The organism is Priestia sp. 10L35, assembly GCF_056395685.1.
Genome location: NZ_JBFTKA010000004.1, coordinates 21,995 through 34,741 on the forward strand (window position 1 = coordinate 21,995; position 12,747 = coordinate 34,741).

Annotated in this window: 17 protein-coding genes and 2 pseudogenes; 2 read left to right on the forward strand and 17 right to left on the reverse strand. The window is 32.8% G+C overall.

Annotated elements, in window-relative coordinates; all coding sequences use genetic code 11:
• Positions 1-479: 479 nt before the first annotated feature.
• From AC1DEF_RS15675 to AC1DEF_RS15715, 9 genes are all read right to left on the reverse strand, one after another.
• On the reverse strand, positions 480-2,096 hold the full coding sequence (locus AC1DEF_RS15675) for an FAD-dependent monooxygenase (RefSeq protein WP_318331126.1): 1,617 nt from the start codon (positions 2,094-2,096) through the stop codon (positions 480-482).
• A gap of 580 nt (positions 2,097-2,676) precedes the next feature.
• A complete protein-coding gene (locus tag AC1DEF_RS15680) occupies positions 2,677-3,117 on the reverse strand; it encodes a helix-turn-helix domain-containing protein (RefSeq protein ID WP_411970485.1) in 441 nt (146 codons plus the stop codon).
• Positions 3,118-3,232: 115 nt separating this feature from the next.
• Complete coding sequence (locus AC1DEF_RS15685; protein WP_097823906.1) at positions 3,233-3,664, reverse strand: branched-chain amino acid ABC transporter substrate-binding protein; 432 nt, start codon at positions 3,662-3,664, stop codon at positions 3,233-3,235.
• A complete protein-coding gene (locus tag AC1DEF_RS15690) occupies positions 3,665-3,868 on the reverse strand; it encodes a helix-turn-helix transcriptional regulator (protein WP_033580110.1) in 204 nt (67 codons plus the stop codon).
• 525 nt (positions 3,869-4,393) lie between these two features.
• On the reverse strand, positions 4,394-4,735 hold the full coding sequence (locus tag AC1DEF_RS15695; protein WP_097823907.1) for an inorganic diphosphatase: 342 nt from the start codon (positions 4,733-4,735) through the stop codon (positions 4,394-4,396).
• 103 nt (positions 4,736-4,838) lie between these two features.
• Positions 4,839-5,249 carry a GNAT family N-acetyltransferase gene (locus tag AC1DEF_RS15700; protein ID WP_097823908.1) on the reverse strand — a complete coding sequence of 137 codons (411 nt, stop codon included), beginning with the start codon at positions 5,247-5,249 and terminating at the stop codon, positions 4,839-4,841.
• Positions 5,246-5,767 carry a GrpB family protein gene (locus AC1DEF_RS15705; RefSeq protein ID WP_097823909.1) on the reverse strand — a complete coding sequence of 174 codons (522 nt, stop codon included), beginning with the start codon at positions 5,765-5,767 and terminating at the stop codon, positions 5,246-5,248. The genes AC1DEF_RS15700 and AC1DEF_RS15705 overlap by 4 nt, the downstream gene beginning before the upstream one ends.
• A 35-nt stretch (positions 5,768-5,802) precedes the next feature.
• Entirely contained in the window at positions 5,803-6,219 is a 417-nt protein-coding gene (locus tag AC1DEF_RS15710) for a hypothetical protein (protein ID WP_097823910.1), read from the reverse strand.
• A 179-nt stretch (positions 6,220-6,398) separates the two neighbouring features.
• The gene (locus AC1DEF_RS15715) at positions 6,399-6,953 is read right to left on the reverse strand and encodes a shikimate kinase (RefSeq protein WP_097824374.1); all 555 of its coding nucleotides are present in this window, start codon (positions 6,951-6,953) and stop codon (positions 6,399-6,401) included.
• 194 nt (positions 6,954-7,147) lie between these two features.
• Here AC1DEF_RS15715 and AC1DEF_RS15720 point away from each other — a divergent pair, with 194 nt between their 5' ends.
• Positions 7,148-7,606 carry a hypothetical protein gene (locus AC1DEF_RS15720; protein ID WP_097823911.1) on the forward strand — a complete coding sequence of 153 codons (459 nt, stop codon included), beginning with the start codon at positions 7,148-7,150 and terminating at the stop codon, positions 7,604-7,606.
• Positions 7,607-7,943: 337 nt separating this feature from the next.
• Here the strand turns inward: AC1DEF_RS15720 and AC1DEF_RS15725 are convergent, their stop codons facing one another.
• From AC1DEF_RS15725 to AC1DEF_RS15750, 6 genes are all read right to left on the reverse strand, one after another.
• Entirely contained in the window at positions 7,944-8,168 is a 225-nt protein-coding gene (locus AC1DEF_RS15725) for a hypothetical protein (RefSeq protein ID WP_477727429.1), read from the reverse strand.
• Positions 8,169-8,250: 82 nt separating this feature from the next.
• Positions 8,251-8,445 (reverse strand): DUF4181 domain-containing protein, encoded by a 195-nt coding sequence (locus tag AC1DEF_RS15730; protein ID WP_368484542.1) that lies wholly within the window; start codon positions 8,443-8,445, stop codon positions 8,251-8,253.
• Positions 8,446-8,612: 167 nt separating this feature from the next.
• Positions 8,613-8,969, reverse strand: a complete 357-nt coding sequence (locus AC1DEF_RS15735) for a DUF4181 domain-containing protein (RefSeq protein ID WP_060746757.1) — start codon at positions 8,967-8,969, stop codon at positions 8,613-8,615.
• 392 nt (positions 8,970-9,361) lie between these two features.
• A complete protein-coding gene (locus AC1DEF_RS15740) occupies positions 9,362-9,931 on the reverse strand; it encodes a hypothetical protein (RefSeq protein WP_097823913.1) in 570 nt (189 codons plus the stop codon).
• A 35-nt stretch (positions 9,932-9,966) separates the two neighbouring features.
• Positions 9,967-10,353, reverse strand: coding sequence for a hypothetical protein (locus tag AC1DEF_RS15745; protein WP_477727430.1), 387 nt, complete (start codon positions 10,351-10,353; stop codon positions 9,967-9,969).
• Positions 10,354-10,358: 5 nt separating this feature from the next.
• The gene (locus AC1DEF_RS15750; RefSeq protein ID WP_238939913.1) at positions 10,359-10,529 is read right to left on the reverse strand and encodes a hypothetical protein; all 171 of its coding nucleotides are present in this window, start codon (positions 10,527-10,529) and stop codon (positions 10,359-10,361) included.
• Between the two features lie 144 nt (positions 10,530-10,673).
• On the opposite strand from AC1DEF_RS15750, the pseudogene AC1DEF_RS15755 reads away from it, so the two are divergent.
• Positions 10,674-11,243: pseudogene (locus tag AC1DEF_RS15755) on the forward strand (Y-family DNA polymerase); the annotation flags it as partial.
• A 4-nt stretch (positions 11,244-11,247) separates the two neighbouring features.
• On the opposite strand, the pseudogene AC1DEF_RS15760 reads toward AC1DEF_RS15755, so the two are convergent.
• Positions 11,248-11,367, reverse strand: a pseudogene (locus AC1DEF_RS15760) (aldo/keto reductase); the annotation flags it as partial.
• Between the two features lie 117 nt (positions 11,368-11,484).
• Entirely contained in the window at positions 11,485-12,729 is a 1,245-nt protein-coding gene (locus AC1DEF_RS15765) for a Bcr/CflA family efflux MFS transporter (RefSeq protein ID WP_097823914.1), read from the reverse strand.
• Between the last annotated feature and the right edge of the window lie 18 nt (positions 12,730-12,747).

The following is a 12,747-nucleotide window of genomic DNA, read 5'->3' on the forward strand; positions in this document are numbered from 1 at the left end:
ATAGAGAAAAGCTTTTTTTTTGACGCGCTTTTTCTATTATATATTATTTTTATTAAGAGATTGATTTAAGCTCTTTTATTAAATAATAGTTGATATTCTATGAGTTAGAAGCGCGATACATTTTAGAAAAAGAACTATTTTGTCGTCAGTAAGAGTAATATTATTTTAATGATGTAGTTTATACATTTACTTCTCTATATAAATAGTTTTATTTTTTTATTTTCAATTGAATATATCTTATTAAAAGTATACTAAAGTTAAATACTTTTAAATTTAATGTTAATTCATAGTTAATATAAAAATTGCTTAAAAGGTAAGAGGTAGAACGTGTTATCTATCTACATTATCTGATATTGATACTTTATGATTTTTATGAAAGCTCACTAAAAGGGCATACGTTTTAACACGTATGCCTTTTAAGATGTTATATTATTTAATTTCTAACTAATTTTAAGTCAGAAGCATGCGTATCAGTTTATTTACCATAGTATGCTATTCATGACCTTCTTAAGAATTAGATGAGGATTTGATTCCTCCTCTTTTGTACGCCATGCTACAAAACCGTCTGGCCTTATCAATACAGCTCCTCGAGAGGTAACATCGTACACTGCTTCCCAGCTATTCTCACACTCAACACAATCTCCTTGTAAACCGATACTATAAACATTAATAGGAACACCTAAGTGAGAAGATACATTCCGGGCAGCAGTGCGCCAAAGGCTATTATCTTTTCCCGTAAATAAGATGAAATTTTCACCTATTAGATCTAAGGTAGATATACGCTTACCTTGGTACTTCAACCACATATGTGGAGCACGAGTACCTGGTCTTCCGTTTAGTTCTAATTGATCCATTCTATGTGGTGTATCGGAGTTTTCCTTAATAATTGCTGTTGAGTTATATTTATACCCTACAGTAACTGCAGTATGGTTCATACTATTGAGGGTGCTTACACCTTTCTTTATAACACTAAATAACAAATCACTGGCATATTTCGTTGTTAATTCTACAGCATAGTGTCTCTCATCATGATAAGTTTGGAGCAATCGTGGATGAGCTTGTTTGTGTATCACTGCAGCCAGCTTCCAAGCTAAATTATGAGCATCTTGAATACCTGTATTCGAACCAAATCCTCCGGTAGGTGGCATAAGATGAGCTGCGTCTCCAATTAGAAAGATTCGATTATCTTGAAAACGAGTGGCTGTCTGTTCTGCAGCTGCCCAAGGTAAAATACTGAAGATGACAATATCAAGATTTGAAACTCCTATAGCTTTTTTTATAATCTCACAGCATCGCTCTTCAGAAAAATCTTCCGGGCTTTCTCCATTTGAGGGATTATAGGCCACGTGGTAAATCCATTCATTGCAATTGTTAACGGTGATGAGCGCACCAAATACTTCCGGATTTAGGATTTGAATCCAGCCAAACTGGCTAGCTTTTAGAAAGCGACTTAGATCAGCTTGAAAATAGATGTTAATATAATGTCCGCCGATGACTCCTCTTCCTGTAGTTGGAATTTTTGTATGTTGACGAATTGTACTTTTAGCGCCATCTGCCGCAACTAAATAATCACTTCGAATCTTTTCTTTCGTTCCTGTCTCTCGATTTATTATAGTGGCTGTTACTCCTAAATCGTCTTGTTGATACTCTATAAGTTCAGTATTATAGCTTATATGCCCTTTTCCTTCTTTAGCAGCTTGTAGAAGGATAGGTTCTAGTTCCATTTGATAACAAGATGCTGGCTTTGAAGGGCTCACCTTTTCAAAATTTTCTATTCTCTCTTTCTCAAGAGCTTTTTGGGAGTTCTCCGCCGTTTCTAATTTCTCAGGGTCTATGCTTTTGATTGTCTCTACAGCAATCCTTCCACGAATATTATCTAATGGTTCGCTAGCAGTCCGGATAGCTGCCTCCAATCCAAGTTGTCGAAATATTTCCATCGTACGAAATGTAATCCCTCCGGCTTTTGGATGGATAGCTGTACCAGTGTGTTTTTCAATCAGTAAATAATCAACGTTATGACGTGCCAAAAATAGAGCAGAGGTAAGTCCACTAAGACCTCCACCTACTATTAAAACAGGAACATGTTTGTGTATCATAGAAATTTTCCTTTCAATTTTAAATGTACCCATGGGTATTACTGAATTCAGTAATCAAACTATAACCTAAAAAAAAATGAAATTGTAGACTGTTTTTAGGTTATGTTTTATAATGATAATAAAGTACGCCCCAAATGAGGGGCGTTTTTTTTCTATAACTTTTTAAAGGAATACTCATTAATGTTAATGGAAAAAACAGACCCTTCCTGAATTTATACATGTGTTCTATTCTGTATTATCTTACTGTCTGTGTCCTTATATTTTATACATGTTAAGTTCTCATAATGGATTTTATCGGTATAAAATAGAAAATAAACCTTTTAGTTTTAATGCAAAGTAACCGTTTTCATTTTTTTCTTTCTCAAAATGATTTGATAGGTTATAATAAATACCTACAAAAATATTAAATGATATGTAAGTAACAAGCAATTACACCCTTAATATTTAACTAGAAGAAAAACCCACCTCTCAAATTAGGTGGGGTTTTCTTCTTTAAATGTATGTGATGCATATCCTTAGTTACCATAAAACGTATTCTAGGCACTAAAAAAGCTTTGATTATCAAAACCAAAGCTTTTTACTACTGTTCATTAAAATCTTTCTTTATGCTTTTCAAAAACTTTAATATATCTTTATAGAAACAGATAATTAGCGTTCCAATAATATTTAAGAAAGTAGAAACAATTAAATTTCCTAAAGCAATACCAAGAAAAATACCAAGAAAGATAATGACTATACCTATATAAAAACCTAGATTTAACATTTCCTCATCGTCAAGCTCTTTGCTTTCATCTTGGTTATTATCGATTTTTCTTTGTAACGTAGGATCATTCTTAATAAGTTCATCAATTGTCGTTTCATATATCTCGCTCAATCTTAAAAGATTTTGAATGTCAGGATACCCTTTATTATTTTCCCATTTATAAACGGCTTGTCTAGATACATTAATCTGTTGAGCAAGTTCTTCTCTAGACATATTTTTTGCTTCTCTTAATCTCTGTAATTGATTACCCAATCTCAACTAACTCACCTCTATAAACCACTTTATAACAAATCTGTAAAAACAGCTATAAACGCTTCGTAATTGGGCGTAAACAATAGTTAACATAATGTTTTTTCTAGAAAGTATTTATAATTTATTCTTCATCGTCTTTAGAACGTTTTTTTATTAAAAAATAACCAAACGAAAAAGTTCCTAAAAAACATAAAAATATAACTGAACCAATTATTATACTATCAGCCAAGCTACTATTAGATGTTATCTTTGTTAGTAAACCAAAAATAACTCCGGCAGCTAAACAACATAATACTAATAAGTAATAGGGCATTTTTCTAATTCGTCTCTCATTTTCATAGGAGTCAACAGAAATACTTAAGTTCAAATACCCTAATATGACACTGGTAAGTATCAAAACTAGCCATATAGGATTATTGGTAATATTATTGAATCCTTTCGTAATACCGTCGTATAGTACAATTCCCACAAGTGCTAAAGTTTGAAAAGTAAACGCAAAACGAATATTTTTTAAGTTTTTGATAACAAGTCTTTCGTCTGTTATTACTTTCATTTAAATCTCCTCCTGGTCAACCCAAAAAATTTCATCTAAGGTTTTATTGACTGCATAACATATTTCTAAGCAAAGTTTTAATGTAGGATTATATTTTCCTTTTTCAATTAAACTAATGGTTTGACGAGTAACACCAACTTTTTCAGCTAATTGATGCTGAGTTAAATCAGCCTGTACACGAAATATTTTTACGTTATTTTTCAATATAAACCAATTCCTTCCTAATTTAAGTGTAACATATACATTACATTATTCAATATATATATTACATCATTTTCGAATTAAATTTACATAATCACTCTTTCCGGAAGACATCACCAAAAAGAACCCCTTCTGGCACAAGGGGGTTTAGAAAAGATTCCTATTATGAATTATGCAGCTTTTTATACATCCTTGATTTGACGGGACTTTCTAAACAGTTGAAAGAAACCAACGTGTATAAAAAGCGCACCCTTTATACATATGCTCGTACGGATATAGTCCATATGGCAAAAATGTGATATTATGTATCTGCACATGCATTTTATAGTAAAAAGCCACCTGTCCTGCAAATACTGGGTGGCTTTTTATTTTGCTTACCTTTTGATTGGATAAATTATAACTCAGCACTATATTTTATATATGTACATGCGTACAGTCACTAAGTGTAAATGATAAAACAGTAAAAAGAACAAAAGTAAGTTCTTGTTTACTTATATAATTTTATCGGTATTAATAAAAAAAGACTCCTTATAAGAAGCCTCTGTTCATAATAATTTCAGGATTAAAGTACTGCTCCTGAAAATGTACGGCTTGTTTAATCTCTTCTAAAGAAAAGCTTTTATTAGATACAATAAGCTTATCTTCTATATCGTTTTTTCTGCGTACTATTCCTATTACAATGCCTTTATATTGGTCTAAAGAATGAGATTCCCCTAATATATAAGCATCAACCTCTTCGCCATCGGCAGCCTTTGTTCCAGGGATGTAACCATAATTCAAAGGATAAATATAATTATACGTAGGATGCTTTGACCCCAAAGGTCTGTCTACTTCTACAACTACCTCTTTACCAAGATAATTTTCTAACAAGAAGGACCTCTCCTTTAAAAAATCATTATGCCTAGTTTTACTACCATCATTATTTATAAGTTACCATAACAAACATTACTGGCGCTAAGTCACCTTAAAGAATTTATTTCAAATCAAGCTTACATAAAAAGCGTTCCACTCCAGGATACTTTTCACCCAAGCTAGTTATGCGAAAACCAAAGTTAGCATAAAACAATACTGCATCTTTATCAGTCTCAGCCGAAATCGAATTTAGATCATGTTCCTTACAAATAAATCTAATCATGCTACTTCCTATTCCACTTCCTCTTTCTTTTGGCAAAACAGCAATGTGTTTTATTACACCATCGCTGGAATTATGAATCTCAATTCCTATACAACTAATTATTTCTTCATTAATTCCATCACTATATAATTTTCGGTTTGGCGAACAAATGTATTTATTGTATTCTTCATGAACCTTCTCTTCTGAAGTCGCATAAGATAATAGTCTTTTTATTGCTGGATCAATCCTAATAGAATTAATTTCCTTCATTTCGATTCCTTTGTCCTTTTTAATATGTTGTCCACAAACTTCTTCTTTTCATTTGTGTATGAAACAACATCATTAGGATATTTATTTGCAAGTTTTTCTTTTAGTTTTATATACTCTATCTTTGCATCAAGATCTGATCGTAAATAATCTCTAAAGGAAATTTGATCTATCCATAGATTCTGATTATATATCATTACATGTAAAAAATGAGTGATTTTCTTTTCTTTGTACCTTGCAAAAACATGTTTACCTTTTATACTTACTGGTACTTCAACATACCCAAGTGCCTTTACTATTTCTTTTAATTCTATAATTACATCCAAAGAGCTAACACCAATTGCAATATCAATAATTGGTTTAGCAAAAAGGCCCTCAATAGACGTACTTCCCACATGTTCAATTGCGATAATAAGTTCCTTTAGTTGAGAAGATAACAATTCCCTCTCTTCGTCAAATAACTTACTCCATTTATTATTATAAGGTTCGAGTTTTACTAAACCACGTTCTAGTCCTAACATTACAATTCCCCCTTAGTATCAGAAAGATAAATTACCTAGGCATTTCTTTTTAAGACATATCTAGGCGGTGCACCATACCCTTGTTCGGACTCAAAGTATGCAAGTTCCCCTGGAATACAGGAGATAATCGAAGGCATACCAAGACCTACTATATGCTCCAAAGCAGATGATAATGGCATCTCTTTTCCATCTATATCTTCATGCCAAGAAATCACATAACACTGCTTAATAGGTCCATATTTCCTCAATAAGGTTTCTAAACCTTCTTTATTAAAGTTAGCCTTTGGAAGTTCAATTAGGTATTTCTTTCTTAGAGTAGTAGTATAGTTATGACAAAGTCGACTTAGAGCATCTAAACGCTTCTTTGGAGAAGCCAATTCATGTAGGATTCTTTCCTGTATTCGTTTTTCAAAAAAAGCCTTAACAATAAGCTGTTCTTGTGTTTTGTTCATTTATTTGCCTCCCTGTAGCCACAATTACATAAATTCTTATTTCTTCAGCTAAAAGAAAACTCCTATATTGCTAAGCAACTTTAATTAACATAAAACTGCTTGTAGGAATCAAAAAGAACAAGTCTAGAATGACAATTTTCTAGGCTTGTTCCCTTTGCTTGAATATGTACATACACATATTAATTAATGTTACCAATTATTTGTTGAGCAACTTCTTCGGCAGATTTCCCATTTGTATAAATTACATGTTTAGACAATATTCTGTTTGATTTATGCTTAATAAAGTGTTCATTTAGTTTAAATATACTTTGATCATCTGTAAATTTACTTATTCTTTCTGCTAAAGTGTTTACAGATTGATTTATATCTAAACTTGGAAGCAATAGAAAGATATTTTCGTATTCCTCTAGAACAACCTGTGCCTTTTGTAGTAAAGATTCATCTTCATAAACAGAATGGCCAGCCCCAAAATCATGTATATAGTTAGGGTAGTCTTCTAATACTCGTTTCACCGCATGAACTTCAAATGGTTTCCAATAGGTATATACACCCTGAAAACCATCTTTTTGTCGTATTCTCTCTTGTTGCTCTTTACTAAATCCTATTTCTTTATAATAGTCAAAACGTACATCATCAATTGAGCACTGAGGAATATCTAACTTATTAGATATTCTTTCTGCCACAGTTGTTTTTCCTGAGCAAATAGGTCCGATTAGTATAACAGTTTTTTTCAAAACGATCCCTCCCTTTGTATACAAAGTGTTTGTCATATAAATATTCCTCCCTGATATGACTTTCTATAACTCATAAAACAAATCCTTTTTAACTAACATTTGGTACAAGTAATTCAAAAGCACAATAAAATTCACGCATATTAGCTGCAATTGGAAGAATAATACTCTTATCTTTTAGTTTGGAGGAATCTATAATGAAGAAAGCACATATCTTACTTGTTGGTAGTTGTTTATGTTCCATCATTTTTGGCTCTGTTAATACTTACGCTTATACACCAGAAAAGCTTCCCACGTCTCAATCATCAGACCATTGGAAAGTAAAAATAGACAAACCTGATGTTAAGAACTTGAAGGATAATGATGAGTTTAATACCTATAGTATCGATGTAAGAAACTTAGGTGCACAGGTTTATGATGCTACAGTAGAGATCTATAGGGATGAGCCAAATACAAATACTAAAGCTGAATTAATTACATATAAAATACCTGATTCACAGAATTTCTTCCATCATCAAAATCAACCTATTTCGGTTGACTCAAAAAAGATTGAAGTAGTTGTGACGTGGAAAGAAGAACCCTTTAGTGTTATGAAGGGCGGAAAGAAATATCCTGCACGAAAATTTAAACAAGCATTTTTATTTCCACAAAATTAAACTTAAAGGCCCTCTTTGTTTAAAAGAAGGCTTTTCTTTATTTACTCTTCATTTAAATAATCACTATTTTCGCAATAGAAATATGTATAAAAGGCTCAATTCCTTTAACACTTTGTAATCAATTTTAATATTGTGTCCACAAAAGTATACCTTTACGAACTTTTCTTTTTCATGAGAAATCTATCATCTTTATCGTTCGCTTAAGTTATAAAAACAATTACGAACGTCTTCTGGAATCCATGCACTTTTACGAACGTTTTTAGTAATAAAAAAGGATTCATACCAGTTAATCGATATGAGTTCTTTTGAAACATAGTTATATACCAATAGGTATTTCTTATAATAAAATTAATCCACCTATTATAAGAACAGCACCAAGCATAATACGGAACCCAGAAGACGACACTGGATCAGTAACTATATCGGATGCTACTGCTAAAAAAGCTAAAGTTTTTTTAGTCTTTCCTTTTGTGTTTTTATCTTTTACAATGATTAAAATTCCCGAGATTAATAGATACAAACCAACTAGTAAAACTAATATAGGTATAAAAATTATTTCCACCTGCTTTTATGTATTATAGTGTATTTATTTTCTATGCTTTTTATAACGTACATAGCTCTTTGTGTATGTAATAAATAAACCATTAGAAAACATTCAATATTGCTCCAATAATAATTGCTATTAAAAAATATATCAGGAGACTAAATGACAGTAAATATTCCCTCGTTTCTCTGTTATATCTCCACTCCATAAAGATTCGGAAACTTAAATAACATAAACAGAAAATAATTAACATGACCCACATAGGAACCTGTTCAAAAGCAATAAAGAGTATAATAAAAACTTTTTTCTACCCATTTATGCCCCTTGTTCACATAATTTTTTCAGTGTCGAGGTCATCTTTAACATTTAATTTTATAGCAAGATACTTTGTAATAAGAGATGCTACTAACAATAATAGCAAGAGGTATAAAAATGTTTTTAGCAATAATATTCAACTCCTATTTAAAATACATTTAATAAAGTGCCAACTCCTATAGAAGCTAAATAAAAGAAGAAGAAAATAACGGCTAAAAGGTGTTCCCTCGTTTCTCTTGCAAATTTCCATTCCATAAATATATTAAATCCCTGATAAACAATACAAAAAGCAGCTAAAATAATCCACATAGGGACTTGATTATAATAGCTTAGGGAAAATAAAAATATTATGTATAGTACAACTTCTATTCTTGAGTGCCACCTGTTTACTTTTTTTCTGTAAATCTCTGGATCGGTTTCTAAGTGCATCTTTTTTCTTAAGTATTTTTCAACATAATGAGCGATATAAAACGCTACTATAATAAAAATCAAAAATTTGTACATAAATACCTCCTAATGTCCAATAATATCTTTTTTTTCTATTTTAATTAAATTAATCCAATTATTGTAGAATTAATTATATGATTTAAGGCAGGTTTCATTGAGCAGTAAGAAGAGGCTTCACTTGTGAATAAAGATATAGTAGCAATTGAAAGTGATAAAATTGCGTTTTACAAAGATTTAAAATATATGTTACTTGGGAAGATAACGCAATAACAAAAATAACTGTGTGACGAAAAATATGGAAGGTTAAAGAGCCCTTGTATATCAAGAGCTCATATTTTTGTATGGTTCCTATAATCAAACTTATGGTAACTAAACTAGAAAATAAAAAGCCTGAATCTCCTTAGATACAGGCTTTTTCTCAACTCTGTTGTTTAAGTAGAAAAAAGTACTTACTTTAAATTCAAGGTTACTTCCTTATTTAGATATGGAGATGTAAAAGTTACTGTTTGTTCATTTTCCCATTGTGCATCATGAGCTCCTAAAACATTTAAATCGCTCATATCCGTATTTCGTGTCATGACATGAAGAGGTTCTTGATTTATTCGTTTTTTCACCAAAGGGAATTCCGTTTGTTTATAAAAATCATAGTAATGGTTAGTTTCTCCAAGACTCCAATTGGAATAACCAATAATAAGTTTTTGGGTATTCTTAGGGGAAGTTAGATCATAATAGTCAACTTTATTAGTATAAAAGAACGTGAACCACCCAACGATTGCTATAGGTACAATAAAAAACGGCCCAATTACTCCCCAAAAAACTTTAGACTCTTTTGTTTTGCTAACGGTTATAAGGACTATGTATAAATAGATAAAGTGTAGAACAAATATCAGAAAATATATCGAAACCTTTGAAGAGAAAACGTATAGGCTCTTTAGTGCTAAAAGATAAAAGAATAGATCTATAGAAAGAAGGATGATAGCTAACATTTTTAGTATACTCTTATTATTTTTATACTTCATTGACTACAAACCCTCCTCCTTTTAATTTAGAAATGTTAAATATTGCTGCTATTAATATCAAGTGAGTAGCTACGAGGTATATAATTTTTGACTTTTCCAGGTGAGTTAAATAGATCACTCTTACTGAATATCGTAAATCCAACCTCTTCCACATCCACAAATGTATCGACTTTATCTATATCGACATTTTTAAATTCTATAGGTTTATTCCATTGTCTCGAAGGAATTAAATCCTGCTCTACAATACCTTCTCCGTAGAAAATGAATATACTCAGCCCATTATTAACTAATTCTTCTGCTAATCCACTAACATGGCTCAATTTTTCTTCAGAATCAACTTTAATAATAGCACCATCTGATGAATGCTCATAAAAAGGAGTTTTATTTTTAATCAATGTTTCTTTTTCATGTCCAGAGAGCATTGAGTCTAAAACAAAAAAACAGGTAAACCAAACATTTTTCGAACTAAAGAGATGATCAGATCATGATTAATGTCCCTAATCCCTACAGTAATAGATACAAATTTATCTTCTGGAAAGTCAAAACTATCAATTATACTTTGGTCTGAATATTGCACAAAATATTCTTTTTTCAACATTTATCCCCCTTTAGGGTTTAGTCTTTTTGAACTCTTACCATTACGTTATGTAGTAGTTACTTCTGTTAATGTAACAATAAATTCTACGCAAGTGATAGCAATAGTTAGGAAAAATGTAAAGTTTTTATTTTAGGAGTATTTTCAATGGAGGATGAACAGTTACCAAACCGAATCATTATATGTATCGACATGAAGGCGTTCTATGCGTCCGTTTCTTCTGTCATAAGAGGATTTAACCCGTTGAAAACAAAGCTTGCGGTAGTCGGAGATATCAAACGGTCGGGATCCGTTGTATTAGCTGCCACACCCTTATTAAAGAAAGAAGGGGTTAAAACAGGAAGTCGTCTTTTCGACATTCCTAAAAGGAAAGATATCCATGTGGTGAATCCATCCATGGAGAAGTATATCAAGGCTTCGACCTATATTTCGAGCTTGGTGTTACAGTATGTGGCTCCTGAGGATTTTCATGCCTATAGTATTGATGAGCTGTTTATTGATGCGACAGCTTCGTTGCATCTATTCGCTCGTACACCAGAAGAATTAGCCCACAAGATTATCGACGAAATTTATCATAAGACACGCCTGACAGCTACGGCAGGCATAGGCCCTAATCTCTTACTGGCGAAGGTAAGCTTAGACCATGAGGCTAAGAATAGCCCAACAGGAGTGGCTTATTGGCGATATGAGGATATTCCCTTTAAATTGTGGGCTATTCATCATCAATCGCACTCGTTATAGCGTTGACTCCTTCATTTCCGTTAAGCTTATATGTACCAAAACCTATAGCAGGCTAGGTTACCCCGTCATTAAGGGTTATTTCAGGAATTACTTTACTCATTATTATCCACTCCTTTCGATCCTGCTCTAAGATTGGCATATATTATCCAATACTTGAATAAATTTGCACCACTCATTTTCACAAAGGAGTGGTGCTTTCAAACAATCAAAAAAGTGATTAAGGAGAAACCTCCGTTTTAAACTCATTAACTTCGCACTTTTCTGTTTCTTTCTTGTTTTTAGTTAACGTAAAGAAAGCTACAAAACCTAAAAGCGCCGTACTAAATAAAATAGCAGCCATCGGAATCGCTGTGGTTTCGTTAATACCCACTAAAGGAGAAACAATTGATCCTAAAGTTAGTGGAAGCATGCCTAACACGGCACTCGCACTTCCTGCTCTATGTCCTTGATTTTTCATTGCCAATGTCACCGAACCTGTGATCGTCATTCCTATAGAGATCATGTAAATAAAAATGGGAATAACAATCGTAGCCAGCGGCCCTTTAAGCATGGTCATGATAAGAAGTACGCTAGTAGCACTTACAGCCGTAATCACGGCAATGCGAAGCAGGCTTCTTTCATGAAGAATTCCGCTAAAGCGCCCAATAATAAAGCTTCCAGTCACAATGGCTAAGCCGTTAATGCCAAACAAAATGCTAAAAACTTGCGGAGAAACATGGTAGATCCCTTGATAGACAAATGGAGTGCCTGATACATAAGCAAAGCTTCCTCCGTGGACCAGTCCGACAATTAAGGCATACCCAATAAAAGAACGGTCTTGTAATAAACTGCCCATCGTGCGAATGGAATGACTAATTGAACTTGGCGTTCTATTTTCAATTGGCAAAGTTTCTTTTAAACGCATTGAAATTGTTAAAACAATTAAAAGGCCTATTAAACTTAAAAACAAGAAAATAGTATGCCAGCTTGCAAAAGGAAGAAGTAAAATAGCACCTCCGGCCATTGGTGCTATCATTGGTGCAAAGGCATTGATAACCATTAACAGAGCAAAAAACTTCGTAAGCTCCCTTCCACTAAAAACGTCTCTGACAATGGCTCGAGAAAGAACAACTCCTGCCGAAGCTGTAAACCCTTGTAAAAAGCGTGCGATGACTAAAGCTGTAATAGTAGGAGCCAAAGCACAGAGCAAGGACGATATCATAAATAAAGAGATGGAAATGAGTAAAGGTCGTTTTCGTCCCTTCGCATCACTGATTGGACCGATCACGATTTGACCAATGGCAAGGCCTAGTAAACACGATGTTAAACTAAGCTGAACAAGTGAAGCTCGCGCATCTAAATGATCAGCAATAGCAGGGAAACTTGGCAAATACATATCGATATTAAGCGGACCTAATATCGCAAGCGTGCTGAGAAGAAACGCCAATCCTAGACGTTTTTTTCCAGTTGGGTTATGAAGCATAATAGCAGAGCACCTTCC

Bases quoted from the DNA above. Each gene is read 5' to 3' on its own strand.
- AC1DEF_RS15685 (WP_097823906.1), bottom strand. From the start codon at position 3,664: ATGAAAGTAATAACAGACGAAAGACTTGTTATCAAAAACTTAAAAAAT.
- AC1DEF_RS15675 (WP_318331126.1), bottom strand. From the start codon at position 2,096: ATGATACACAAACATGTTCCTGTTTTAATAGTAGGTGGAGGTCTTAGT.
- AC1DEF_RS15705 (WP_097823909.1), bottom strand. From the start codon at position 5,767: ATGTTAGGACTAGAACGTGGTTTAGTAAAACTCGAACCTTATAATAAT.
- AC1DEF_RS15745 (WP_477727430.1), bottom strand. From the start codon at position 10,353: ATGCTCTCTGGACATGAAAAAGAAACATTGATTAAAAATAAAACTCCT.
- AC1DEF_RS15765 (WP_097823914.1), bottom strand. From the start codon at position 12,729: ATGCTTCATAACCCAACTGGAAAAAAACGTCTAGGATTGGCGTTTCTT.
- AC1DEF_RS15710 (WP_097823910.1), bottom strand. From the start codon at position 6,219: ATGAACAAAACACAAGAACAGCTTATTGTTAAGGCTTTTTTTGAAAAA.
- AC1DEF_RS15740 (WP_097823913.1), bottom strand. From the start codon at position 9,931: ATGAAGTATAAAAATAATAAGAGTATACTAAAAATGTTAGCTATCATC.
- AC1DEF_RS15735 (WP_060746757.1), bottom strand. From the start codon at position 8,969: ATGTACAAATTTTTGATTTTTATTATAGTAGCGTTTTATATCGCTCAT.
- AC1DEF_RS15720 (WP_097823911.1), top strand. From the start codon at position 7,148: ATGAAGAAAGCACATATCTTACTTGTTGGTAGTTGTTTATGTTCCATC.
- AC1DEF_RS15700 (WP_097823908.1), bottom strand. From the start codon at position 5,249: ATGAAGGAAATTAATTCTATTAGGATTGATCCAGCAATAAAAAGACTA.
- AC1DEF_RS15750 (WP_238939913.1), bottom strand. From the start codon at position 10,529: ATGTTGAAAAAAGAATATTTTGTGCAATATTCAGACCAAAGTATAATT.